The organism is Pseudovibrio flavus, assembly GCF_009711345.1.
Taxonomy (GTDB): domain Bacteria; phylum Pseudomonadota; class Alphaproteobacteria; order Rhizobiales; family Stappiaceae; genus Pseudovibrio; species Pseudovibrio flavus.
Map to the genome: position 1 here is coordinate 21,503 of NZ_SMMA01000061.1, position 25,376 is coordinate 46,878.

At 53.1% G+C, this 25,376-nt stretch carries 19 protein-coding genes, 1 tRNA gene and 1 pseudogene; 11 read left to right on the plus strand and 10 right to left on the minus strand.

Features of this window, described 5'->3' with window-relative positions:
* Position 1 precedes the first annotated feature (1 nt).
* The 6 genes and pseudogenes from E1162_RS09340 (at position 2) to E1162_RS09365 (ending at position 7,017) form a co-directional block, all read left to right on the plus strand.
* Positions 2-979: an ABC transporter permease gene (locus E1162_RS09340; RefSeq protein WP_155129928.1), complete on the plus strand. Its 978-nt coding sequence runs from the start codon at positions 2-4 to the stop codon at positions 977-979.
* On the plus strand, positions 976-1,860 hold the full coding sequence (locus E1162_RS09345; protein WP_155129931.1) for an ABC transporter permease: 885 nt from the start codon (positions 976-978) through the stop codon (positions 1,858-1,860). Before E1162_RS09340 ends, E1162_RS09345 begins: the two co-directional genes overlap by 4 nt.
* Complete coding sequence (locus E1162_RS09350) at positions 1,857-2,831, plus strand: ABC transporter ATP-binding protein (RefSeq protein ID WP_155129934.1); 975 nt, start codon at positions 1,857-1,859, stop codon at positions 2,829-2,831. The genes E1162_RS09345 and E1162_RS09350 overlap by 4 nt, the downstream gene beginning before the upstream one ends.
* Positions 2,831-3,854, plus strand: a pseudogene (locus E1162_RS19785) (ABC transporter ATP-binding protein). Before E1162_RS09350 ends, E1162_RS19785 begins: the two are co-directional and overlap by 1 nt.
* An 89-nt stretch (positions 3,855-3,943) precedes the next feature.
* The gene (locus tag E1162_RS09360) at positions 3,944-5,578 is read left to right on the plus strand and encodes a gamma-glutamyltransferase (protein ID WP_257098885.1); all 1,635 of its coding nucleotides are present in this window, start codon (positions 3,944-3,946) and stop codon (positions 5,576-5,578) included.
* A gap of 26 nt (positions 5,579-5,604) precedes the next feature.
* Complete coding sequence (locus E1162_RS09365; protein ID WP_155129940.1) at positions 5,605-7,017, plus strand: M20 family metallopeptidase; 1,413 nt, start codon at positions 5,605-5,607, stop codon at positions 7,015-7,017.
* Between the two features lie 211 nt (positions 7,018-7,228).
* Here E1162_RS09365 and E1162_RS09370 read toward each other — a convergent pair whose 3' ends face one another.
* From E1162_RS09370 to E1162_RS09405, 8 genes are all read right to left on the minus strand, one after another.
* Complete coding sequence (locus tag E1162_RS09370; RefSeq protein ID WP_155129943.1) at positions 7,229-8,050, minus strand: hormone-sensitive lipase; 822 nt, start codon at positions 8,048-8,050, stop codon at positions 7,229-7,231.
* A 20-nt stretch (positions 8,051-8,070) separates the two neighbouring features.
* Positions 8,071-8,871, minus strand: a complete 801-nt coding sequence (locus tag E1162_RS09375) for an MBL fold metallo-hydrolase (protein ID WP_155129946.1) — start codon at positions 8,869-8,871, stop codon at positions 8,071-8,073.
* Between the two features lie 9 nt (positions 8,872-8,880).
* Positions 8,881-9,678: a TatD family hydrolase gene (locus E1162_RS09380; RefSeq protein ID WP_371311878.1), complete on the minus strand. Its 798-nt coding sequence runs from the start codon at positions 9,676-9,678 to the stop codon at positions 8,881-8,883.
* Between the two features lie 150 nt (positions 9,679-9,828).
* Positions 9,829-11,379 (minus strand): methionine--tRNA ligase, encoded by a 1,551-nt coding sequence (gene metG, locus E1162_RS09385; protein WP_155129952.1) that lies wholly within the window; start codon positions 11,377-11,379, stop codon positions 9,829-9,831.
* 65 nt (positions 11,380-11,444) lie between these two features.
* Entirely contained in the window at positions 11,445-12,530 is a 1,086-nt protein-coding gene (locus tag E1162_RS09390; RefSeq protein WP_155129955.1) for a DNA polymerase III subunit delta', read from the minus strand.
* A 3-nt stretch (positions 12,531-12,533) separates the two neighbouring features.
* Positions 12,534-13,202 (minus strand): dTMP kinase, encoded by a 669-nt coding sequence (tmk, locus tag E1162_RS09395; protein WP_371311879.1) that lies wholly within the window; start codon positions 13,200-13,202, stop codon positions 12,534-12,536.
* Positions 13,203-13,245: 43 nt separating this feature from the next.
* Entirely contained in the window at positions 13,246-14,397 is a 1,152-nt protein-coding gene (locus tag E1162_RS09400) for a D-alanyl-D-alanine carboxypeptidase family protein (protein WP_155129958.1), read from the minus strand.
* Positions 14,398-14,444: 47 nt separating this feature from the next.
* Complete coding sequence (locus E1162_RS09405; RefSeq protein ID WP_257098886.1) at positions 14,445-15,611, minus strand: septal ring lytic transglycosylase RlpA family protein; 1,167 nt, start codon at positions 15,609-15,611, stop codon at positions 14,445-14,447.
* Positions 15,612-15,898: 287 nt separating this feature from the next.
* Between E1162_RS09405 and E1162_RS09410 the strand changes: the two genes are divergently transcribed.
* A tRNA-Ser gene (locus E1162_RS09410) sits at positions 15,899-15,988 on the plus strand.
* A 168-nt stretch (positions 15,989-16,156) separates the two neighbouring features.
* On the opposite strand, the gene E1162_RS09415 is transcribed toward E1162_RS09410, so the two are convergent.
* Positions 16,157-16,822: a HEPN domain-containing protein gene (locus E1162_RS09415; RefSeq protein ID WP_257098887.1), complete on the minus strand. Its 666-nt coding sequence runs from the start codon at positions 16,820-16,822 to the stop codon at positions 16,157-16,159.
* Positions 16,823-16,847: 25 nt separating this feature from the next.
* On the minus strand, positions 16,848-17,831 hold the full coding sequence (locus E1162_RS09420; protein WP_155129961.1) for a helix-turn-helix transcriptional regulator: 984 nt from the start codon (positions 17,829-17,831) through the stop codon (positions 16,848-16,850).
* Between the two features lie 102 nt (positions 17,832-17,933).
* On the opposite strand from E1162_RS09420, the gene E1162_RS09425 reads away from it, so the two are divergent.
* Genes E1162_RS09425 through E1162_RS09440 form a run of 4 tightly spaced genes read left to right on the plus strand, consistent with a single transcriptional unit; the run spans position 17,934 to position 25,299 of the window.
* Positions 17,934-18,194 carry a hypothetical protein gene (locus E1162_RS09425; RefSeq protein WP_155129964.1) on the plus strand — a complete coding sequence of 87 codons (261 nt, stop codon included), beginning with the start codon at positions 17,934-17,936 and terminating at the stop codon, positions 18,192-18,194.
* A 38-nt stretch (positions 18,195-18,232) separates the two neighbouring features.
* Positions 18,233-21,508, plus strand: a complete 3,276-nt coding sequence (locus E1162_RS09430; protein ID WP_371311880.1) for a TM0106 family RecB-like putative nuclease — start codon at positions 18,233-18,235, stop codon at positions 21,506-21,508.
* Between the two features lie 3 nt (positions 21,509-21,511).
* Complete coding sequence (locus E1162_RS09435) at positions 21,512-23,998, plus strand: DUF4357 domain-containing protein (RefSeq protein ID WP_257098888.1); 2,487 nt, start codon at positions 21,512-21,514, stop codon at positions 23,996-23,998.
* Positions 23,998-25,299 (plus strand): McrC family protein, encoded by a 1,302-nt coding sequence (locus E1162_RS09440; RefSeq protein ID WP_155129967.1) that lies wholly within the window; start codon positions 23,998-24,000, stop codon positions 25,297-25,299. The genes E1162_RS09435 and E1162_RS09440 overlap by 1 nt, the downstream gene beginning before the upstream one ends.
* Positions 25,300-25,376 lie beyond the last annotated feature (77 nt).

The following is a 25,376-nucleotide window of genomic DNA, read 5'->3' on the forward strand; positions in this document are numbered from 1 at the left end:
TATGCTCGCATATCTCATTCGCCGACTGGGGCAGTCCGTCCTCGTCATGAGCGTTATGGCTACTATTGTCTTTTTCGGCCTGTATATGGTCGGAAACCCGGTCGATCTCCTGATCAACCCTGAAGACGATCTGGCTGCTCAAGAAGCCGCTATTGCCCGTCTTGGCCTCGACCAGCCAATCCTTGTCCAGTTCTGGCACTTCCTACAAGGTGTTGTGCAGGGCGACCTTGGCACATCCTTCGTTCATAACCAGCCTGCGCTTGAGCTTATTCTAAGCCGCCTTCCTGCAACGTTAGAACTTGCAGCCTTTGCAATGCTTCTTGCGGTCATCATTGGTATTCCGCTTGGCATGTTTGCAGGCCTTTACCCGAAGTCTCCGGTCAGTAAAGGTATTATGGCAGGCTCGATTTTGGGCTTTTCAACGCCAAACTTCTGGCAGGGCCTGATGCTCATCATGCTGTTTGCTGTGTTCTGGCGTGTCTTGCCAGCCGGTGGACGCGGTGAAACCGCCGAACTGTTCGGCATCCCATTCAGTTTCCTAACGCTTGATGGTCTGCAGCACTTGTTCCTGCCTGCATTGAACATCGCTATCTATAAAATTTCGCTTGTTATCCGCCTCTCCCAAGCCGGTACAGCCGAAGTTTCCCTTCAAGACTATGTGAAGTATGCCCGTGCACGCGGTCTTTCGACCCGCCGCATCGTTGGCACCCACATTCTGAAAAACATCCTTATTCCGATTGTTACGGTTCTTGGCCTTGAGCTGGGTAGCGTGTTGGCCTTTGCGGTTGTTACAGAAACCGTCTTCTCCTGGCCTGGTATGGGTAAGCTCCTCATCGACAGTATCGGTCTTCTCGATCGTCCGGTTGTTGTTGCCTACCTCATGCTCACCGTCTTCCTGTTCGTCGTCATCAACCTTGTAGTGGATCTGGTCTACTCGCTTCTTGATCCGCGTATCCGCACGAAAGGAAAAAATGCATGAGTGCGGCTGTTGAAACTCCTTTCCGCAGGCTCGTCTCCGAGTTCTCTACCAGTCCGGTAGCAGTAGGAGCGGGCATCGCTGTGGTACTTATTATTCTGGCAGCAACGTTTGCCGAATTCGTAGTGCCGCAAAATCCATATGACCTTGCAAGCCTAAACATTCTGGATGGCAGCTTGCCGCCAATGTCTGAAGGTTTTGAAGGCAACTACTATTTGCTGGGAACAGACGAGCAGGGCAGAGACATGTTCTCTGCCATGATCTACGGCCTTAGAACCTCTTTGCTGGTGAGTTTTATCGCTGTTACCTCTGCTGTGCTTATCGGCATGACCCTTGGTATGTTCGCTGCATGGCGCGGTGGTTGGGTTGAAAGCCTGATCATGCGTATCGTAGACATCCAGCTGTCTTTTCCGGCACTTCTTGTTGCGCTTATCCTACTGGCTATTCTTGGTAAGGGCGTTGATAAGGTGATCATCGCGCTCATCATGATCCAGTGGGCATACTTTGCCCGCACGACCCGCGGTGCAGCGCTTTCTGAAATCCGCAAAGACTATGTGATGGCAGCTCGCTGTACGGCCCTTGGCCAGATGCGCATCCTGTTCCGTCACGTTCTGCCAAACTGCTTGCCACCGGTTATCGTGATCGCCACCGTGCAGATCGCAAACGCAATTGCAATCGAAGCATCTCTTTCCTTCCTCGGGGTTGGTGTTCCTATCACCGAGCCATCACTGGGCCTGCTTATCTCTAACGGCTTTGGCTACCTGCTTTCCGGCCGTTACTGGATCAGCTTCTATCCGGGTATTGCTCTGCTTTTGACCCTGACCTGCATCAACCTTGTTGGTGACCAGATGCGCGATGTGCTTAACCCAAGGCTTCACAAATGACCCAGCCAGTCCTTTCCGTTCGCAATCTTACAACCGAGTTTCATACCAAAGCCGGTATTGTTCGGGCGGTTGACGGCATCTCTTTTGATGTCGGCCCGGGCGAGGTTATGGCGCTGGTGGGCGAATCCGGTTCCGGTAAAACCATCACCGGTTTCTCCATCATGGGCCTTATCGATGAGCCGGGAAAAGTCGTTGACGGTGAAATCCTGCTCAACGGCCAGAACCTGCGCGGTATGAGCGAGAAGAAACTTCAGGGCCTGCGCGGTGATCGCATTGCGATGATCTTTCAGGACCCGATGATGACGCTTAATCCGCTGCTGCGCATTGAAGAGCAGATGGTGGAAACCGTTCTCGCACACCGCGACGTTTCAAAGGCTCGTGCTCGTGAAATGGCAACCGAGGCGCTTGCTTTGGTTGGTATTCCTTCTCCTGCCGAGCGTCTTCGCAACTACCCGCATGAAATGTCGGGCGGTATGCGTCAGCGTGTGGTGATCGCCATCGCCCTGATGCTGGAGCCGGACCTCATCATTGCTGATGAGCCGACAACAGCTCTTGACGTGACCATCCAGTCCCAGATCCTTTCCGAAATGCAGAAGCTTATGGCGGAACGCAACACGGCGCTCATCTGGGTAACCCACGATTTGACCGTTGTGGCAGGCTTGGCGCACAAAGTGGCCGTTATGTATGCGGGCCGCATTGTTGAGTATGCCGACGTTGATCCATTGCTTGATCAGCCAATCCATCCTTACACAAGCGGGCTTATTTCCTCCATTCCATCCTCCGTTCCACGCGGTCAAACCTTGCGGCAAATTCCGGGCATGGCACCAAGCCTGCTTAACCTGCCAAAGGGCTGCTCGTTCCAGCCACGCTGCTTCGCTGCAAGCGAACAGTGCGGTGTAAGCCGGCCGGATGAAACCAATGTTGATGGTGTGCGTCGTTACCGCTGCCACAACCCGTTGGAGGTGGCGTAATGTCTGCACTTTTGAAGCTTGAAGACTTCTACAAAATCTACCGCAGCGAGCCGGACTTTGCCGAGAAAATCGCAAACGTTTTTGGCTCCAAATACGCAGCAACAGAAGTGCGCGCTGTAAACGGGGTGAACCTTGAGGTTCGTCCGGGCGAGGTGCTTGGCCTAGTTTGGTGAAAGTGGTTGCGGTAAATCTACCCTCGGCCGCATTGTGGCTGGGGTTGAAAACCCTTCCAAAGGCACGCTTTCCTACGACGGCGTTGCTCTAGATGAGATGACATCTGCGCAAAAGAAGGCCTACCAGCTGGAAGTGCAGATGATCTTTCAGGACCCGTTTGCCTCGCTAAACCCGCGCCTGCGTGTAGAGCAGATTGTAGGTGAAGCACCCGTTGCCCACGGCATTATCAAGCGCAGCCAGCGTGCAGAATATGTCGGCAACTTGCTGAACAAGGTTGGCCTTGATGCCCAGTATATGAGCCGCTATCCGCACCAGTTTTCTGGTGGTCAGCGTCAGCGTATTGGTATCGCACGCGCTCTTGCTTTGAAGCCAAAGCTCATTGTGTGTGACGAGGCAACATCTGCTCTGGACGTTTCCATTCAAGCACAGGTTCTGAACCTCTTCATGGAGCTGCGCAAAGAGCTGGACCTCACATATGTGTTCATCTCTCACGACCTTGGCGCGGTAGAGCACATCTCCGACCGCATCGCGATTATGTATCTGGGGCAGGTGGTTGAAATCGGCACGACCGAGGAAATCTTCAACAACCCTCGTCACCCATACACCAAAGCATTGCTTGAAGAAGCACCGCGGCTTGATAAGCGTGGACAGGATTTCCAGCCGATCACTGGCGAAATCCCGTCTCCGCTGAACCCACCGTCCGGTTGTACCTTCCATCCGCGTTGTCAGTTTGCAAAGGACATTTGTAAGGCTGACATTCCGGCTTTGAGATTGGGTAATGCTGATCGCCTTACTTCTTGCCATCTTGAGCATATGCCTCAGACAGAGGACCAGCTGGTAAGCGCATGATCACGCAAACAGAGAAATTGGCCGGTCTCCTGCTTAGCGGAGAATGCGCATCTGAGCTTCGGCCAATTCTCCTGAAAGAAATGCAAAGCATGAGTGAACCGCAACAATTGCAGGCGGTCCACTCGGCGCTCCAATCCAAACGCTCTCCAGATAATAAATTTGTCGATGAAGGGGAAGGGAACCTCGGTGCGGTTTCCAGTGGTAGCCCTTTTGCGAGTGATCTGGCTATGCAAGTTCTGGAGCAAGGTGGTAACGCTATTGATGCAGCGTTCACCTGCGCGCTCACCATGATGCTGACGGACCCTGCCAACTGCTCGTTAGCGGGGCGTTGTCAAATCCTCTTCCAGATGGAAGGTGAGGATGCAGCAGCCATAGATGGCGCAACAAAAGCACCAAAGACCTTTGCGCAGGAGGGGCGCGGGCCGGCGCGCGCAGTGCCAATCCCCGGCGCCCTAAGGGCTCTCTTGAAAATGCAAGGTGAGGCGGGCACCCTGCCCATAGAGGTGCTCGTTCGTCCTGTCATCAAATTGGCACGAGATGGATTTGCTGTACCCGCCGCTCTTGCGGAAGTTTGGCAGTGGCGAGAAGGCTCTTTTGCGGACGAGGATTTGAAACGTTTCTATCTTCCGCAAGGCCGCGCACCGAAGGAAGGCGAGATCTTTAAACATGAGGGAATCGCAACATTTCTGGAAGACCTTCTTGCACTGAAAAGTGACCCGTTTTCCGATAGCAAAACAGCGAATAACTTCGTTTCCACTCTGAAGACCAAAGGCTTACGGTGGACTGAACAGGACTTGTTATCCGCTGAACCTTTGGTGGGTGAGATAGTCTCTACAGGCGGCGAACACTGGAAGTTGACAACCATTGGCCAGCAGGGCTGGGGGCATACTCTATGCCAGATAGTCTCGTTTTATCAGCAAGTTAAACCACACATTGATACTGCAGATAAGCGCCAGCTTGCGCTCCTGCACGCAATCGCCCAAGGGTTTGAGGATAGGCCGCAGCATCTCAAAACGCTCGCTATGAAGGAAGATCCGATTGCATGGGATGAGCTAATCTCACGGGTCGAAGATGAAAACTGCGGTGCATGGAAGAAGCGTACAGAGGCTTTCCAAGAGGGTTCTTTAGCTGACATTCTTAAAGCCCTTCCACCAAAGAAAGGCGCATGGACAACAAAGGAAGTCGTCTCCGAGGAGCGGGATACAACGCATCTAGCTGTCATCGATCGACATGGGAATAAGGTATCCATCACCATGTCTATCGGTCCTCACTTCGGCGCCCGTATTGCCGACCCGACCTACGGTCTGCTTCTGGCACACTCCTATACAATGGAGTCGGAACCCATTGAAGGCGCTCGTGATGTTACCGAGCAATGCCCAAGTCTATTCTCGCTTGATGATATGCATTACGCGATTGGTGGAGCAGGGAGCGAGCGCATCCCCGGAGCTATTGCAGCGGTGATAACCGCTCTCATCGACGGGCATGATCTGGGTGCTGCAATGGCATATCCACGCGCTAACTGGGCTGGACAGGAAATCAGAATTCACTGTGACGCTACAAACAGTCTCGAGCTTCTTTTGGAAGAAGAGGGGCTGGGCGTAACGATCACAGACCGCGGTCCGAAGGACCATTTGGGTATCGTCCATGCTGTCGGGAGAGCCAGATCCGGCTCATCAATCGCAGCAGCGGACTATGCCTATGCTGGCGCTGCAATGGCGCGTTAGTTGAGTAATTTGAAAGAAAAGAGATCATGAGTAAGAATTCAGAGATAATTTGGGACCTGGTTGAGAAAAGAACGCAGCGGTACATCAAGCTCTCTGATGACGTGTTTGATAATCCGGAAATTGCATATACGGAGAAAGAATCCGCACGCCTTCACAAAGAAGCCCTTGAAGAAGAAGGCTTTCGCGTAACGACCGACCTTGCAGGCATTCCAACTGCTGTTATGGGCGAAGCTGGAAGTGAAGGTCCGGTGATCGCAATTCTGGGTGAATTCGATGCGCTGCCAGAACTCGGTCAGGCGTCAGGTTCTGCCGATTTCGCGCCGCTGGTAGAAGGTGGAGCAGGGCATGGATGCGGGCATAACCTTCTTGGTTCAGCAGCACTTTTGGCAGCTTCCGCTCTCAAGGATTATATTGAGGAAAACGGAATTAAAGCGCGCGTTCGCTACTACGGCTGCCCGGCAGAAGAAGGCGGCGCTGCGAAGGTATTCATGGTTCGTGAAGGCTGGTTTGACGACGTAGATGCCGCAATATCTTGGCATCCATCAACGTTCAATGCGGTAAATGAAGCGCGTTCGCTCGCAAACATGCGCATCGATTTCACGTTCCACGGTAAAGCCGCTCACGCAGCTGGTTCACCTGATCTTGGCAGAAGCGCTCTTGATGCAGTTGAACTTATGAACGTTGGCGTTAACTACATGCGTGAGCATATGCCTGATAGTGCACGTGTTCACTATGCATACCTCAATGCCGGTGGTGCAGCGCCAAACGTTGTGCAAGCGAAAGCTACTGTGCGCCAACTTATCCGCGCGACCAACTTGCAAGACCTTTTCCCACTTATCGAACGCGTGAAAAAGGTTGCTGAAGGCGCAGCGCTCATGACCGAAACCAGAGTTGAGCACAAAATCGTCAGTGCGGTGTCTAACTTGATGCCAAACCGTCCACTGGAAGAAATCATGCAGGCTAACTTAGAACGCCTCGATGTGCCTTCCTACGACGAAGATGATTTCGACTTTGCTCGCAAAATCCGTGAGACCTACACACGCGGCGACATTGATGGAACGTTCCGCCGAATTGGAAAAACAGTCGATCCAGAAATGCTTCTTTGCGATTTCGTAGCTCCGCTAGATCGTAACGCTGAAGGCGGTTGGGGTTCGACCGATGTTGGCGACGTAAGCTGGGCTGTACCAACCGTACAGGCTCGGATCGCGACTTGCGCCGTAGGTACGCCTTTTCACACATGGCAGTTGACCGCCCATGGCAAGACGGCAATCGCTCACAAAGGTATGATTTACGCTGCCAAAGTAATGGCAGGGACGGCGCTAGATGTTATCCGATCACCTGAGGTTCTATCCGCGGCAAAGAAAGTACATCAGCAGCAATTAGAAACAAGTCCATACACTTGTCCGATGCCGCCTGAAGTTAGTCCTCCAATTCCATAATCTACATTCTGTCACGACAAAATCCGCAGTGTTTGGCACTGCGGATTTTTTAATGAAACGACGATCAAAAGACTAACAAGACATACAGTCAGTATTCGTAGAATACGGGTAACTGATTGATACCACAAAACAATCGAGCATGCGCATGATTGACGGGGTTCTGGGTCAAAAAATCAATTTATCGGATAATGTAGATTATGGAACCTTTATACTAGCAGTGTAGAAGGCTACGTATAAGTGCTGACTGATTGTCTTCTAAATCCTCAATCACTGTGAAATGGTTCTTACCATTCGCTTCATGATACGAGATCGCGCAATCAAAACCCGCCCACACTGTGTACAGCGTTTTGTTCTGACGCCGGAACTCTGAGAGCTCATCAGCGCCAACCCAGCAAACTATCTCGGCGCCATCTCGTGGTTTTGAGAAAATCGGACTTTCCAGTTCGGCTTCTTTTTCTGTTAGCCGCAATGTGTCGTTCATTTCAGTTCGCAGCAACGGCCTAAGATCTACCAATGCGCTGATTGGAACACATCTCGTAATCCGACCAGAAACTGCAGCACTAAGAAGATCATCATCACACATCAAACGCGCTACCAAATGACCGCCAGCTGAATGACCAGTCAGATAGATCGGACCAGCAACCTTGGATGCAGCAACTTCAAGTGATTTCGCAATTTGCTTGGTAATGTCAGCTATGGATACATTTGGGCAAAGATCGTAGCTAGGCATAGCAACAGCATAACCAGCATCGACGGCTCCCTTAGCCAAGTGGCTAAAGTCTTTGCGATCAAATGCCTTCCAGTATCCACCATGTACAATCAGCACCAGGCCCTTTGGCGCTCTATCTGGAAAGAATAAATCGAGCTTTTGCTTATCGCTATCGCCATAGGTTATGTCTAGTTCGGAATTAGTATCCTCTCTAAATGCAGTTGCAGCACTTGGCCACCGTGAAAAGATGCTTTCAGCATTGGCAACAGAGCCTTGATTACTATAGGCTTTATCCCAATCTTTAATGCGAAGTGCAGTCTGCATGAGAGTAATTCCTCCCTAATCTATACAATTACTTTCATTTGATCATGCGCAGGTATGATACCAGCAGGCAACGATGCGGCAAGTTCATTATAATCGAGGTCGCTATGCATATTGGTCAATATGACTTTCGCTGGCTGCAACTTGTCAGCCCAACGCAATGCATCATCTAAACAAAAATGGCTTTGGTGCGGAGCGCGCCTTAAGGAATCTACAATCCAGACGTCTAGTCCTTTGAGCGCTTCTTCAGCTTGCGGCGGAATACCGTTTAAATCAGGCGTGTAAGCCAAATTGCCAAAACGGAAACCAAGCGCATCAATATCACCGTGGTTTAGCGTAAAGGGCAGCGCCTCAATTGCACCGCCCTCGCCGTCAATTGAGAACCAAACATCAGGCAGAATTCGATGTTCGTCCATGATCGGCGGATACTTGGATCCTTCAGGCGTTCTAAAGCAATAATCAAAAGCATGACGAACACGCGCTGATGTCGGTTCGTCCATGTATACCGGAATACGGCGACGTTCGATCATCGCGAAAAAACGAAGATCATCAATGCCATGGATGTGGTCTGCATGGGCATGCGTATAGAGGACGGCATCAATCGTCTTAACGCCTGCGCTCAAAAATTGCTCGCGAATATCCGGACCAGTATCAACGACAATGGTTGTCTTACCGGACTCAGATTTCTTTTCTACCAGAAGAGCGCAGCGCCGACGTCTATTCTTCGGTTCGTTGGGATCACAAGCACCCCAGTCGCCATTGATCCGAGGCACACCGGTTGAAGAACCGCACCCCAAAATCGTGAACTCCGTTTGAGACCCCATGCCCCCTCCTTAAAGACCTGCAGCGGACTTCGGTACTTTTTTGAATAGTCTAAAGAAGTTCTCGGTCGTCTGCTTTGCCATTTCCTCTTCGGAAACACCAAACACATCAGCCAGAACCTTGTTGGTTGCGGCAACGTAAGACGGTTCGTTGCGTTTACCGCGCCATGGCTGCGGAGCAAGGTAAGGCGCATCGGTTTCAACGAGCAGACGATCAATTGGAATACGCGCTGCAATCTGGCGCAGTTCTTCAGAGCGTTTGAAAGTCAAAATACCAGAGAAGGAAACATAAAGGCCCAGCTCAAGGCCAGCCATCGCCAGTTCCTCTCCGGAGGAAAAACAATGGAGCAACGCCGGAAACTCGCCCTTCTCCATTTCTTCACGAAGGATAGCGATCATATCCTCATCAGCATCGCGGGAGTGGATTGCGAGTGGAAGTCCTGTCTCGCGAGCAGCGGCAATATGCTCTCTAAAAGCTGCGCGCTGTTTTTCACGCGGGGACTTATCGTAGAAATAATCCAGCCCGCTTTCACCAATAGCAACAACCTTCGGATGCTTGGCAAGCTCAATGATTTCAGAAGCGAGGATCCCCTCCTCTTCCTCCGCATTGTGCGGATGAGTACCAACACTGCAGTAAACGCTTGGATAGTTTTCAGCAATTTCAAGAATTGTCGGAAAGCGGCGAATGCGCGTGCCAATCGTGACCATCAGCTTGACGCCAGCATCATGAGCGCGCTCGATAATCTGGTCTCTTTCCTCGGCAAAATCCGGAAACTCCAGATGGCAGTGGCTATCGACAAGTGTAATCACGGGGGGCAGACTTTCTTCAGTACTCTGGAATGCATTAGTGCTTTTATTGCAGGCACGTATCTATACTTATCATTAGCGTGCAAGCAAGGGGAATGAGCAAAAAGAATGGGGGCATGAGCCCCCACACTTAAATCACAACTGTAGCCGAGCTTATTCAGCTTCTGGTTCTACAAAGCGTGGGAACACGCCTTCCGGCTTGGAGATTTCAGTGCCGGAAGCAAGGCGATGTTCACCGCCAACAAAGGCAAAGCTACGTTCTTCCGCAGGAACTTCAAGCAGGTTGAGCAGTTTTTCAGCAGACGCCGGCATAACCGGCTGCGCCAGAATACCAACCTGACGAATGATTTCCGCAGTGTTGTAAAGCACAGTGTTCATGCGCTCCGGGTCGGTTTTCTTGAGAGCCCATGGCTCCTGCGTTGCAAAATACTGGTTTGCCTTGCCAACAACGTTCCAGATGGTGTTGAGAGCGTGGTGGATTTCCTGCTTTTCCATGAAACCGCGGCATGCTTCCAGCATTGCATCGGCCTGATCAAGGATCGCCTTATCCGCTTCGCTCAGTTCACCACAGGTTGGAATCTTAGCATCGCAGTTCTTGAAGATCATGGAGATCGAACGCTGTGCAAGGTTACCAAGGTCGTTTGCAAGGTCCGCGTTGATGCGGTTTACAACCTGATCGTGGCTGTAGTTGCCGTCCTGACCGAATGGAACTTCACGAAGGAAGAAGTAGCGGATCTGGTCCAGGCCATATGCATCGATAAGGTCTTTCGGCGCGATAACGTTGCCAAGAGACTTGGACATTTTCTCGCCGCTGTTGAACAGGAAGCCGTGTGCGTAAACGCGTTTTGGCAGAGGAACGCCAGCAGACATCAAGAACGCAGGCCAGTACACCGCGTGGAAACGGATAATATCCTTACCGATAACGTGAACGTTCGCAGGCCAGAACTTGGCCATGTCGCCGTCCATATCAGGGTAACCCAGAGCGGTGATGTAGTTGGTCAGCGCATCAACCCACACGTACATGACGTGCTTTTCATCACCAGGAACCGGAATGCCCCAGTCAAAGGTGGTGCGGGATACGGAAAGGTCACGCAGACCGCCCTTTACGAAGGATACAACTTCGTTGCGGCGGGTGTTTGGACCGATGAACTCAGGGTGGGACTCGTAGTGGTCCAGCAGCTTCTGCTCATAAGCGGAAAGGCGGAAGAAGTAGCTTTCCTCTTCAACCCACTCAACAGGCGTACCCTGCGGGCCATAACGAACGCCGTCTTCACGAACTTCGGTTTCGCCTTCCTGATAGTAGGCTTCATCGCGAACGGAGTACCAACCGGAGTAGCTGTCTTTGTAGATGTCGCCTGCAGCAACCATCTTTTCCCAGATCGCCTGACACGCCTTGTAGTGGCGCTCTTCATTGGTCTGGATGAAGTCATCGTTAGAACAGCCAAGCATCTCAACCATTTCACGGAAGTGCTGGGAGTTCATGTTTGCAAGATCAGACGGGGACATGCCTTCCTTGACGGCTGTCTGTAGCATCTTCTGGCCGTGTACGTCGGTACCGGTTAGAAAATGTACTTCACGGCCATCCAAACGTTGGAAGCGCGCCAGCACGTCAGTCGCGATTGCCTCGTAGGCGTGGCCGATGTGCGGACGCCCATTAGGATAGGAAATCGCGGTCGTAATAAAGAAAGGCGACTTGTCGGTCATAGTCTTAAAGTGACCTCGTGGGGTATCAGTTAATTCGGTTTGTCGGGAGACTACAAAGCTTTATCTCAGCTCTGTGCGGGAAACTGGCGGAACGCGTCTCTTATCTCAAAGAGAAACGTAAGAACGGCCTGCTTCCTATCCAGATTAAGAGCATCCGTCAGTGCAGCTGTTTGGCCAACCTTTTCCCACAAGTCAGCCCACCTGACAAGGTGCCCTGCATGGAGCGTTTTGTCTTTCCGTAGTTGTCCGCTGATATAGTTGCGCACAAGCTCAAGAAAACATGCCCAGTTATCATCAGCGCCGCGCATTGCAACGCGGTCAGCAAAGTCGTGGGCTGTGCGCATATCAATGTCAGCCGGGTTGCGGAGCATGGAAAAGAAGTCGCGTGACAGCGCCAGAGCCGGACCATCAGCTGTCAAAATAGCCTGCCGCAAGCTGCCGTCTGCCATCGCCATGAGTGCATCAACTTCTGCGCTATCGTGAGGCACTTGCACGTTGTAAGCGCCAAGCCCGCGCGTAATTTGTTGGTCGCTCAGTTTCCTTAGCTCCAAACGGCGGCAGCGAGAGCGAATGGTAGGTAACAAACGGCCCGGATTATGGGAAAGTACTAGGAAGCAGGAGTTCTGTGGAGGCTCTTCCAGCACCTTCAAAAGCGCATTCGCGGCACTAGCGTTCATGTCATCTGCAGCATCTACAATGCAGATACGCCAAGAACCACCTGCAGCGGTGGACCCAAAGAAGCTAACCGTGCGGCGCACCTCATCAACGGGAAGGTCGCGTTTGAAACGCTTGCCTTTTTCGTCCCAAGGACGACGTAAATGAAGAAGGTCAGCGTGGGAACCAGCCGCAACCATGCGGGCACTATGGCTCTCCATAGGCACGGATAGATCACGCGCACTCATGACCTGCGCGCCAAAACGGTCAGGATTGGCCAGCGCAAAACGGGCAAACCGAAACGCGAGGGTGGCTTTGCCAACGCCCTTGGGTCCGCCGATCAACCAAGCGTGATGGAAACGTTGAGAGCGATAGGCATTCAGCAGCTCCTGCTCTGCCTCTTCATGACCAAACAGTTCGCTTCGTTCTCGTGGCAAAGCAATATCATCAAGAGCGTCAACTTCCGGCGTAAACTCGATTTCCGTTGCCCGTGCCATCGCTTAGCTCAGCTCCTGTTGCTTACTAAATTCAAATTCGGGGAACTGCTCTCTAACCGCTGCAAAAATTTGCTCTGTAACGCCAGACTGGTCTTGCGAACCATCAATAACTTTAAAGCGCCAAGGCTCGTTCTTCGCCATCTCAAGAAAGAGTTCACGGCGCTTTCGATGGGTCTCTAAAGTGTCTTTTTCAAAGCGGTCCGGACCTTCATCACCATTGAAAACAGAGCGGCTACCAACGCGAGCCAAGCCAATTTCCGGTGGAACATCGATAAGAAGAGTAAGGTCTGGAATATGGCCGTTTACGGCAAGATCCTGAAGGTTATCTATCAGCCCCTTGCTGACACCAGCTTCGCCTTGATAGACGCGCGAGGAATCTGCAAACCGGTCACAAAGAACCCATTTTCCTTCAGCAAGAGCTGGGGCAATCAGGCTGTCAACGTGGTCTTGTCGGGCAGCGGCAAACAGCATCGCCTCCACAGCGGGGCCGTATTTTTGCGCCGCGCCGCTAAGCAACACCTCACGCAGGACTTCAGCACCTTTAGAGCCGCCGGGTTCGCGGGTGACGATTGCAGAAATTCCGCTGTTTTTGAGAAAGTCGAGTAATGCGCGGATCTGGGTAGATTTGCCAGCGCCCTCGCCGCCTTCAAAGGTTATGAACTTACCGCGCACGTGTCTTGCAGCCTTTTGGTTTAGGATGAAGCATCACCCTATCTTAAAACACTTTCCAGACCAGTTCACCAAGCGCATCCCACGAACGCTGCTTAAGCGAACCAGTTCCGACTGCCTCTCCTGTAACCAGCGGAGCGCGATAAATCACGTCATTTTTTGAAACAACTTCTAATTCGCCAACTTTTAAACCGGGTTTTACCGGCGCGTTGAGAGGGCCACGGTAGTTGATGCGAAGGCTGTAGTTCTTCTTTTCCGCCGGATTGAGCAAGGCGGAAATGGTATCAGGAGCAACAAGCGCGATTTGCTGTTCGTCGCCTCCATAAACTGCGGCGTAGCCAACTCTTTCGCCTTTTTCATAGAGCGGTACCACAGCATGAGTGGTAAATGCCTGAACGAGAAGAGTTTTCATATCCGCTTCCCGCTCTTCTATTGTCTGGGCCCCTGCGATTGCCGCGATGTAGCGCTTGTTACCGTGAATGAGCGTCGCGATAGCAGAAAAGCCATGTTCATCTGAATAACCAGCACCAAAACCATCAAGCCCCTCGATCTTGCGTAGAAGTGGGTTCTTGTTGCGCTGGGTGATTTTATTCCATTTGAACTTTTCTTCACCAAACAAAGCGAAAAGACCGGGTTCTTTGCGATAAATGTGGTTGGCGAGCAAAACCATATCCGCAACTGTGGTTCTGTTATACTTGTGCGGATAGCCTGTCGCATTGGCAAAGGTGGTATTATCCATCCCAATACGCTGCGCTGCTTGTGTCATGCGCGTAGCATAATTTGGCTCATCACCAGCAATACCTTCTGCCAGAGCGATAGCTGCATCATTAGCGCTATGCACCACCAAACCACGCACGAGATGCTGAACTTCTACATTGCTGCGAGGGTTTGCAAACATTGTCGTAACACGGGCAGGTGCGCCGCCCGTGCGCCACGCATGCTCACTAATTTTGAATGGAGTTGTTAAAGCGATCTCTTCATTGCGGATAGCTTCAACCGCAACCAGCGCGCTCATGAGTTTGGTAAGATTTGCAGGTGCAATAGGTGCCTCGGAATTCTTGGAATAGAGTACCCGATCCCCCTCCAGTTCATAAAGTACAGCGGAGGAGGAGTGCAGTTCGATAGCACCTGCTGGGAGCGACAGTAAGCCGAGCACCATGAAGCTGATTACGCGCTTAAATACTGATACTCGTTTCATGCCACAAACCCGTCATTCTTGAACTTGGGGCGTAAACCGCAAAGCAGTTAAAGGTCTCGCGACCGCTGCTTGGAATATGCCTCCAGAATTGTCTTCAGGCCCAAACCGCCTGAAATCGCCGCAAACGCACTATGGCCCTGCTCTACACGCTCAACCGGTGCGTATGAAAGTTCCGCATTGCCGCTAATCAGATTAGGCGTGTTTGCACTTGCTGGCAAATACCCAAGGGTACCTGGAGGCAATATACCTGACGGAGCGTTTACAGGCTGTTGAACATTTGCAGGTGCAGCAGCGGGTTGAGCAGACAGAACAGAGTTGATCTGGCTGTTAAAGTCTTGGTTTGAAGCCAGACGAACCGGATTTCTCTGCGGTGTGTAAACTGTTGCCGGATCGAGACTACCGGCGGCATCAGCCATCATACGGTAGTTGTCATAGGCATAAGGGCGCTTTGTAGGCACAGGCACATTGCCAAATCCGATAGGCGCGGGAGATTTCTGCGGTGCGTTATAGGCAAGCATTGTGCCCGGCTGCGTAGCTCCCGGAACAATCGCGTCTTTGTTATTCAGCGATGCTAGAAGGTACTTCTCATCCTTGCCATGCAAAGGCGCGCGGCCAACGTACTCCACTTTTACCTTTGCAACACCGGCCTGCTTGGTACCAAGCATGTCTGCAACACGCTCGGAAAGGTCAATTACACGGTTATCGTGGAAAGGACCGCGATCATTCACACGTACGATCATCGAGCGACCGTTATTGACGTTTGTTACACGCGCATAACTCGGTAGCGGGAATGTAGTATGTGCGGCTGTGAGCGCATAGCGATCGAAAATCTCGCCGTTTGCAGTCATACGGCCATGGAACGTAGGACCATACCAAGAAGCGTATCCGGTCTTTTTGTAGTTCGGATCATCCTTGGGATAGTACCACTTACCTGCAACCTTATAAGGCTTACCGACGACAGAGCGTCCACCACCTTTCGGCACAGATGCTGAAGACTTCACCATCCGAGGGCTTGCCTTCACGCCGTAGTCTTTCTCGCTGAACTTTACCTTTTTGCTATCTCCTCCGCAGGCAGCCAATAGCAGGCAAAGAGCAAGACCAGCGCCAATTTTCACAGCACGCCCAGTCTTGTTATCTTTCATGTTTGCGCCGGAATACGCGCAATCAGAGCTGATTGCATCATAAGAGCGGACGTTCCATGTGTCAGACGTCATTACGGTTTACTCAATACTAAAAACACCGAATTCCCGAAGGAGTTGAGAGCAAAAAGGGATATCTGGCAGCCCGTTTCGCGCAGCAAAGCCCACCTCGCTCGCGCTGGAGGATACAACACAAATCATTAAGCAATCACAAATCAGCGTTAATCAATTCGCATATCTGCAGGGTAATTTTGGAGCAATCTAGAAACTTCTCCATAGGCCTAACTGCAAATTGTGGACTGCGACATCAATGGCTTGACTTTAATACGCAATTCGCTGAAAAGGTCTCCACCACAAAGGCCGGAGAGGTGGCAGAGTGGTTGAATGCAGCGGTCTTGAAAACCGCCGGGCGTGGAAGCGTCTCGTGGGTTCGAATCCCACCCTCTCCGCCACTTTACCTTATAAGGTATTGTGATTTATGAACTTTATTTCATATACTGCCACCTACCCATCATTAGACCCATCAAAAAGAAATGTTCTTAGGTCAGTTCGTTTCCTGACAATCAAGACTACGGATCCCTTACATAGGGACATAATGCTGGTTTGGTGATTTTACTCAATTAATCGACAACGGGATAAAACGGCTTACCCCAGTTTTCATCTGGGTTATTCATCATAATGTCGATGAATACAGGCATCAGAAAGCCGAGAATTGCAGCGCCGTCCCGAACCTGAGAACGATTTACACCACTGTTCCATGTCGCCCCGCCGTGAATGAGTTGATTGCGCAGGACGTACAACCGGTCAAACACAAAGCTCAAAACGCGGGCGCTGTCACCTTCTTGGAAAGATCGTGCAAAAGAGCGAGAAGAGGCTTGGAAGCGCACTTCCCAGTTCTCGAACCCATCTATTCCATTGTGATATTGCCAGAATGGTTTGTAAACATAACGGTTTTCCATGAGTAGCCTGACCGGCCCGGAAAACCGCAGCCACAAGGCATTGTAAATGCGCTGGTCTCCATCTAAAGCCACGAGCCGATCGAAGTAGTCGGAAAATGCAGTTCGCTCGCGTGGGATCACCACTTGAAATTCCTGTTCACCTGCATAGGCAGCGTTGAAAGCGACCCAGAGGAAAATGAAACGTGCATCCTCATCCTTACCGCAATCCTCAGCGCGGCCGACCCAACTGATCGCGCGGTGGGCGCGTAGTCCCATGGTTTCGGGGAAGCTATCGCGAACGGCACGTTGTTTTGTTTTCAATGCTGTATGGTCGAGAGCATCTTTCATCGTTAAATCCCCTTCAAAAATGTCGTCACGGCAGAGAGTTGAAATCTGACCGCCGGTGCCCTGCAATAAGTTTCCGTAAGCCTGCAGGTTCCAAAACTTGAACCTTGTCACCCCATTGATAAAGGTGCCATGCCATTTCCAGCCAGCCTGCTGCCTTGAATCTGACGATTAGGCTTCCATCGTCCTGAGGCTCGATAACCTGAGTTGGGTGAAACCGAAATTCGGCGGCGCGCTCCGCGGCTTCAGGTGAAAATCGCCAAACAACTTCACCGTATTGTTCTGGATCTTGATAGACGCCAAACGCCATCGCTGCATAGCTTTCCAGGTTGAACCCCTCGGCCAGCTGAAAACTCTCGTTCAGAACCTGCGCATCGTAAATCCGATCCATACGGAAGTTAAGAATTTCGTTTCCACGCGCGGGCTGCCTTGCCACAAGATAGCTGCGATAGCCCAATAGTAGACCATGTGGCTCGATCACACGTGGAGCAGAGCCCAGAGCCCCGTAGTAAAGGTTTAACCGGAACGGGCCACGTAGCGCTTCAATGATAGAGTCAGTTATCGCTGGCTTCAGCGATACGGTGGGACCGGGTCTCGTGATCTGGCCCAATCCAGCCAAAACTGCCTCCGCATCGGCTTCCGACCGACGGGCGTCCCCTGGTTTCAAACGCGCTAACAACCCGTCGAGAAGATCTTCCAATGCACGATAGTGCCGGAGCCGCCCTTCATCGCGCGCTGTACGAGCGGCAAATTCAAGAGCCTCGATTGCCGTCTCCTGCCTTGGTTGAAGTTGGCTCGCCAACGGCGTATCTAACCGCCAGAACCGTCGTCTATCCGCATCGTCTCTAGTTGAAACACTTGCGAAAGCTGTTTCGAGTGCCTCTGTCATTCGCTGAGAGGTGCGGCGCGATACCCCAAATTCGGTACAGATGTCATCAAGGCTGACACCGCCCCGACGTGATGCAGCCATCTGGGCCAGTCGAAGCAGGTCCTGTGCTTTGGCAAAAGACATCAGACCTCCATGTCAGAAATTGACACCCTTGCAAGGTATAGTTGTAGTTACAGTAAATCTAAGTGATTCTTAAAGAGTAATTTGAACTGGAAGGATAAATGTATGACCGAAACGGTAATTCGGATTGAGCGTATTGAGCCTCGTGGCGATGTCTCCGAGGAACCGACCTATGGAACGAAAGGCTACTGTCTTGGGAATCCAAAATTCGGTCCAACTAAGCATCATGTCAAAAATGCAGTATATGTAAAAACCTTTGAGGAGGTGGCAGAACTTGTTTCTGCAGGATTCTCTCTGCGAATGACCGGCAAGGGCAAACGGCCATCATTGGTGTCGCCGAAAGGTCTACGCATCGTTCGCGGTTAGTTCAGAAAATTTCAATTCAATAGTTTTGGTTTACAATTGTGAAGGCCATAGGCACAAATTTTTTATTGTCTGCGTCCGACCTTATGCGCTTCATGGGGTGCGCACATGCGACCACCCTTGATCTGGCACATATGCGCGGAACGGGCCCGACGCCGGGTGAAGACACAGAGGACGCAGCGCTTTTGCAAAAGCAGGGCGATGCGCACGAGACAGCGCATCTGGTCTGCCTGAAAGACTCTGGGCGTGAGGTAATCGAAATCGAGCCTGGCAAGCTTGATGAAAACGCCGGGGCCACGGGCGCGGCGCTCGCCGCTGGTCCGGATGTTGTGTTTCAGGGCGCGTTTCTGTCGGGGAACTGGGGTGGCTGGTCCGACTTCCTGGAGCGTGTTGAGACCCCCTCGGCGCTTGGACCGTTCAGCTACGAGGTGGCCGACACCAAGCTGAAACGTCGGGCCGATCCCAAACATGTGCTTCAACTGGTGCTGTATTCCGATCTGTTGGCGGAAATTCAGGGGGTGGAGCCCGAGTTCGCGCATGTCGAATTGGGGGACGGCACCCGAGCGACGCTGCGCCTGGCGGACTACTCTGCCTATGCACGGATGGCGCGCGCGCGGCTGCAAGCCTTCGTCGCTGATCCGCAGCCGACACGCCCGGTGCCATGTCCGGATTGCAGTCTTTGCCGCTGGGCTGATCATTGCAACAGTGTCTGGCAGGTCGAAGACAGCTTGTTCAATGTCGCCAACATCAGTCGCGGTCAGGTGAAAAAGCTAGAAGCCGCGGGTGTTCACACATTGGAGGCTCTCTCGACGTTGGATCAACCAGTGCGCGGAATGGCCGAAAACACCCAGGCCCGTTTAGTCACGCAGGCCCGCCTGCAGCAGGCCCGCAAAACCGGAGAGCCAGATTTCGAACTGCGTGCACTGGAGCCCGGCAAAGGATTCGACCTCCTGCCGGAACCCCAGCCCGGCGACCTGTTCTACGACATTGAAGGCGATCCACACTACGAGGGCGGCCTCGAATACCTGCACGGCATCTGGTTCGACGGGGCGTTCAAGGCGTTCTGGGCCCATGACCACGACGCAGAAGCGCGGGCATTGTCCGAATTGCTGGCGTTTTTTCGCGCGCGGATTTCACTGTACCCCTCTGCCCGCATTTATCACTACGCGCCCTACGAGATCACAGCGCTCAAACGCCTTACCACGAAATATGGGATCGGAGAGGCTTTCCTTGACCGGTTGCTACGGGAACGGCGCTTCGTCGATCTGTTTGCCGTGGTCCGCGGCGGGCTGATCGGATCGGAACCGAACTATTCCATCAAATCGATGGAGGCTTTTTACGACCGCAAGCGCGACGGTGAGGTCAAGACGGCCGGTGGCTCGGTCGTGGCCTATGAGCGCTGGCGCGAAGCGCAGGACCAGCAGATTCTGGACGAGATCGAGGATTACAACCGCGTCGACTGTATCTCGATCGAGGAATTGCGCGACTGGCTGGTCGGAATCCGGCCTGCTGGCCCTTGGCCGACACTTGCCCCGGATGCAGGTGATAAAGAGGTCGAAGAGGACGCCGATACGCAAGCTCTGCGCAACCTGCTGGCAGCATCAGGTTTGCCAGAGGTGCGGCAGGATATGTTGTTCAACCTCGGCGTTTTTCACAGCCGCGAGGTGAAGCCCGCGCAATGGGCCGTATTCGATAGCGCTGCGAAGGACGAAGATGATCTGCTCGACGATCTCGATGCGCTTGGCGGGCTTGAGGCAGCGGGCCCTGTCGAACCCGTCAAGCGATCCTTTGCGCGCCGATACACCTATCCCGAACAGGAAACGAAACTGCGGAGCGGTAAGAAGGCGACGGTTCCGGTGTTCGACAGTCCCCCGACAACGGTCGGAATCGAGACCATGGATCGCCGCGCCCGCCAGATCACGGTCAAAGCAGGCCCGGGCAAGGCCGACCTACTGACGGAACAGCTGACGCTGCATCCGGACTGGCCGATCCAGACAGGTGTCATTGCCGGTGCTCTGCGCGATGTGATCGCCGATCAGTGCGGTGCGCGCCGGTACACGGCGGTGGTTGACTTGCTGTCGCGCTCAGCGCCACGCCTCCGCTCCGGCCCAAGGGGTGATCTTTTGGGCGGGGCAGACCCCGTAGCGGGCACCATTTCCGCAGTGAATGATATGGATGGAACGGTCCTGCCGATCCAGGGGCCACCCGGCACCGGCAAGACCTATGTCAGCGCCCGCGCGATCCTGTCCCTTGTCCGCCAAGGGTTCCGCGTTGGAGTCGCTTCGAATAGTCACGAGGCGATCAGGAATGTGCTGATGGGCTGTCTTTCAGCATTGGAAGACGAAGACCAGCCGATTAATCTCGAACTCATCCACAAAGTTTCTGGCAGCGAGGATGGTTATCCCGAAGGCTGCGCTGTTCATCGTACGACCGACAACGCAGAGGCCGCCAATGGCGGGCATGTCGTGGGCGGCACCGCGTGGTTCTTCTCGCGCAACGAAAATGTTCAGGCCTTTGATTGGTTGTTCGTGGACGAGGCAGGTCAGGTCGGACTTGCCAACATGGCTGCCATGGGTCGTGCCGCGCGAAACATCGTACTTGTGGGCGACCCACGCCAGTTGCCTCAGGTTATCCAGGGTGCACATCCCGAGCCTGCGAACCTGTCGTGCCTGGATTGGATGCTCGGTGAGCATGCGACGGTTCCAACCGACCGTGGCATCTTCCTTCCCACATCCCGGCGCATGCACCCGAAGGTCTCTCGGTTCATCTCGGAGCAGGTCTATGAAGGTCGATTGAGCAGTCATCCTGATACGGCTCACCAGTGCGTGACAGGCACTGCCCTCCCCGAAGTCGGAGCTTTCTGGGTGCCGGTCCCCCATGAGGGGAATGCACAGATCGCACAGGAAGAAGTCGCCGCTATTGGCAAAACCGTCACTGACCTTCTTGACGGCAGCTGGACGGAGAAGGACGGCAGCACGCGGCCGATGCGCGAGACCGACATCATTGTCGTCGCCCCGTATAACGCTCAGGTAAACGCTCTGCGAGATGTCCTTCCGTTGGGTGTTCGTGTCGGAACCGTGGACAAGTTTCAGGGACAAGAGGCACCGGTCTGCCTGGTTTCCATGACAGCTTCGTCTGCCGAAGAAACCTCGCGCGGGATGGAGTTTCTGTTTTCGCTGAACCGCATCAATGTCGCGGTGTCACGCGCCAAGGGCCTCGCATTGGTGTTTGGAGCGCCACGATTGCGTGAGGCGAAGTGCAATACTGTTGAGCAAATGCAGCTGGTCAATACGCTCTGCGCATTGTCGGCAATTTGATATATGGAATTAGCAAGTATGGATAATATGGCAGACGAAAGCGGCTGGCTTGTCATCCGCAAAGAGCAGGCGGAAGCCTACGGAAAGAAATTGTCCGAGGCGGAATTCTTGGTCAGGGCTGGCTCAACCGCAATGCGGGTAGGATCCCCAAATAAGAAACGCAACAGGCCCGAACGAGACCATTTGGTTGAACAGGGTATTCTCGTCCCCGATGAGAATACGGCACTTTTTCGTTTCAGCGTCGATCATATTTTCAACAGTCCGAGCCGTGCAGCGGGAGTAGTTATCGACGGAAATAGCAATGGTAGTCATTGGCGACCTGCAACGATGAACCTTCCCACACAGGTCGAAACGCCAGCCCCTTTTACGAGGCGAGAGATCGAAGAGGCGATTGATGCCTTTGATCGCTACAGTAAGAACGGCGAGGAAAGCGAAATATTCCGCCACTTCGATGATCCGCGGGACTACTGGGTGCGATCGAGCCGCGACCGCGAGAATAGCGTCTTCCCCAGCAAGCCGATCGTGGGATACCTTCTGAACAAGACAGAGCTAAACGGCGCTTGGGGACAGAAGTCGGATGCTACCGCGCGTCTTCACAACGCTGGTTTCATTATCGTTGACCAAAACGATCAGCCGATCGAGCGACCAGAACGCTACCAGCACCTGATGGAAGGCGCTGATCGGATCAGACTCTGCGCCCTGAACTATTTCATCGAACCTGCCCGGGAAAATGCAGCCAGGCAGGTCTCCATCCGCGCGGGCGACCTTGCAGCAGCTATGGGGCTCAAGGACGCCTTTCCGAACATCTGTCGGGCCCTTGGCGGTGAAAAGTTCCAGAATCTTGCGCAAGTACCGCCGCCCACGAGTACCGAACCGAACCCAAGCAGCTCGACCGTTTTCACATACACGCTCAATTCCCAACCGGAGGCGGACACCGTGACCGACACAAACAATGCGCCCTCTCCATCCGCCGTAAACTTGATCCTCTATGGCCCTCCGGGCACCGGCAAGACGTATCAGACGGCATGGGAAGCCGTGCGGCTCTGTGTCGGAGCCGAGGCCGCTGCGGAGCTCAAAGATGATAGAGACGCATTAACTGCTGAGTATCGGCGTCTCGCAAATGAGGGGCGGATTGAATTCGTGACCTTTCACCAATCCATGTCCTACGAAGAATTCATCGAAGGCTTACAGCCGAGTACGGGTGAAGATCACACTGAGGGGGGGCCGGAGACGGAGAGAACTGCAGGATTCAGTTTAAAGTGCCACCAAGGCATCTTTAAACAGATAAGCGAACGGGCAAGACTGGACCCAGGCAAAAACAGCAGTACGAAGCGACTTGACCGCAATCAGGGGCTCTTCAAGCTCAGCCTGATTGGCGAAGATTGGAAGGATCAGCTTTCTGCGGCAATTCGTAATAATAAGATTTCGTGGGGATTAGGCTCAGGGATCGATTGGTCTGGGCCAGAGTATATAGATTTTCAAGCAGTCAAATCTCGGTGGCTCGAACGCAACCCTGGCATTGACGGACGTGCAGCGGATATAACTGGCACATGGTACTTCCGAAGTGCTGTTGAGCCAGAAAGTTACGTTTTACTGACTGTAGGCAAAAACGTGTTAGTCGCTTTGGGGCGGGTCGTTGGGGACTATGAATTCGACCCGACGTCGACCGGCGCACAGCACAGTCGCAGCGTAGAATGGATTTGGAGCAACGAACAAGGAGCAAGACGCTCCGACTTTTATCCCAATACTTTTAGCGCCTTCCAGCCGATGTACCAACTAGCAGCAGACAAGGTCGACTGGGACGCACTTGAAAAGATCACTTTCGACGAAGGCACACCGCACGTCGGAGGTACGGGGCGGAACCACGTCCTGATAATCGATGAAATCAACCGTGCCAATATTTCAAAGGTCTTCGGCGAATTAATCACTCTTCTTGAACAAGACAAGCGTTTAGGGGCACAGAACGAGCTCTATATCACGCTCCCTTACTCCAAGAAGCGTTTCGGTGTGCCATCCAACTTGCACATCGTGGGTACGATGAACACAGCGGATCGCTCCATCGCACTGCTCGACACAGCGTTGCGCCGCCGTTTCACGTTTCAGGAGTTGATGCCCGACCCGACAGTTCTTTCTGAGGATGTCGGCGGCATCAACCTTCGCGCCCTTCTGTCAACGATCAATGAGCGCATCGAATATCTGTTTGATCGCGAACATCAGATAGGACATGCCTATTTTACCAGCTGCCACAGTCGGGCGGACGTAGAAGACGTAATGCGCCACAAGGTAATCCCTTTGTTGGCTGAGTACTTCTATGAGGATTGGGCCAAGGTCGCTGCGGTGTTGGGTGACGGACCGGGAATGGCCACGGAGCATTTCCTTCAAGCTGTCAGGATTGCGCCTCCGAAGGGAATGCCCGAAGATGATATTAACGGTGACAAATTCCGTTGGAATGTGAAGAAAAACTTCGACTTTTCGGAGTTTGAGGCCTGATGCAATCCTATACCATTCGCGAATGGGAGAATCTCGCCTACGGTGATGGTGAAGGGCAAATCCCCGCACACTACGCGGATAAACTTGCGGCTTTGGCTGTGCGCTCACCCTTCGCTGGAAAGGGTGGCAGCGGGGTTCTCGAGCATGGACGGCATGCTTTGCGCGCAAGAGGCGTCGTCGGAATTCTAGCCGCTGCGGATTGTAGTCTCGAGATCCTGCCTAAGATTGACGTGGGGACGACAGGAAATGTTGAACAGCAGAATGCGGCGATTAGGAAGCGGCTGATCCACATGCTTGCCGTCGCTCTGAAGCTGAAACTCGATCTTGGATCGATAACAGATTTGGCGTGGCAACGAGAAACCTTGCTTGAAATTCTGATCCGGGTCTTTTGTGACAAACTCACCGAGGCCGTCCGGAAAGGAATGCCTCGCCGCTATGTCGAGCAAGAGGACGATCTTTCTGCCTTGCGCGGCAGACTGGACGTAGCACGACAGTGTACCCGACATGCAGTTAATCCGTCCCGTCTCGCATGCCGATTTGATATCTTGTCGGAAGATACGTCGTTGAACCGGATCATGAAAGCCGCCTTGGTACACCTTTCTCGGATGTCTCGGAGTTCGGGAAATCAACAACGGCTGCGAGAACTGGCTTTTGTATATGCGGAGATCGCGGATATTTCGCCCTCGGCATTGCGGTGGGATGACGTGGTGATTGACCGCACCAATCGCCGCTGGCGGGAGCTTCTGAGCATGGCCCGTCTCTTCCTGGAGGGCCGATATCAGACGACGACTGGTGGCGTGGGTCAGGGAACAGCGCTGCTGTTTGAGATGAACACACTGTTCGAGGAGTATGTCGGGCGTCTGATTTCTCGGACGCTGGCTGGGACGGACCTGACGGTTTCCCTTCAGGGCGGGCGTCTGTTCTGCCTGTCCGCAGAATCGACCGAGCGAGGGCTTTTCCAAACTAAGCCAGATATCCTGATCCGCCGTGCTGGCACCGTAACTCATGTAATTGACACCAAGTGGAAGAGGATCTCTTCCCGGATCGACGATCCAAAACAGGGCGTCTCACAAGGCGATGTCTACCAGATGATGGCCTATGCGCAGCTTTACCGCGCGCCGCGTCTTACCCTTCTGTATCCGCATCATCCGGGGCTGGGTGCAACAGAGCTTGTTCACGCTCGACACCGAATAACCGGTCACGAGACAATCCTGGAGACTGCAAGCATTGATGTGGCAAATGGTGTAAGCGTACTTGACCGACTGCGAAGTCTACTTCTCGGGGATGAGACTGCACCCTAGCTATTGAGGAAATAGAACGGCTAGCGTGCGCAATGCCTTAAATGGCAGAGGAGGATCTAAACGAGCGCCCGCCCCAC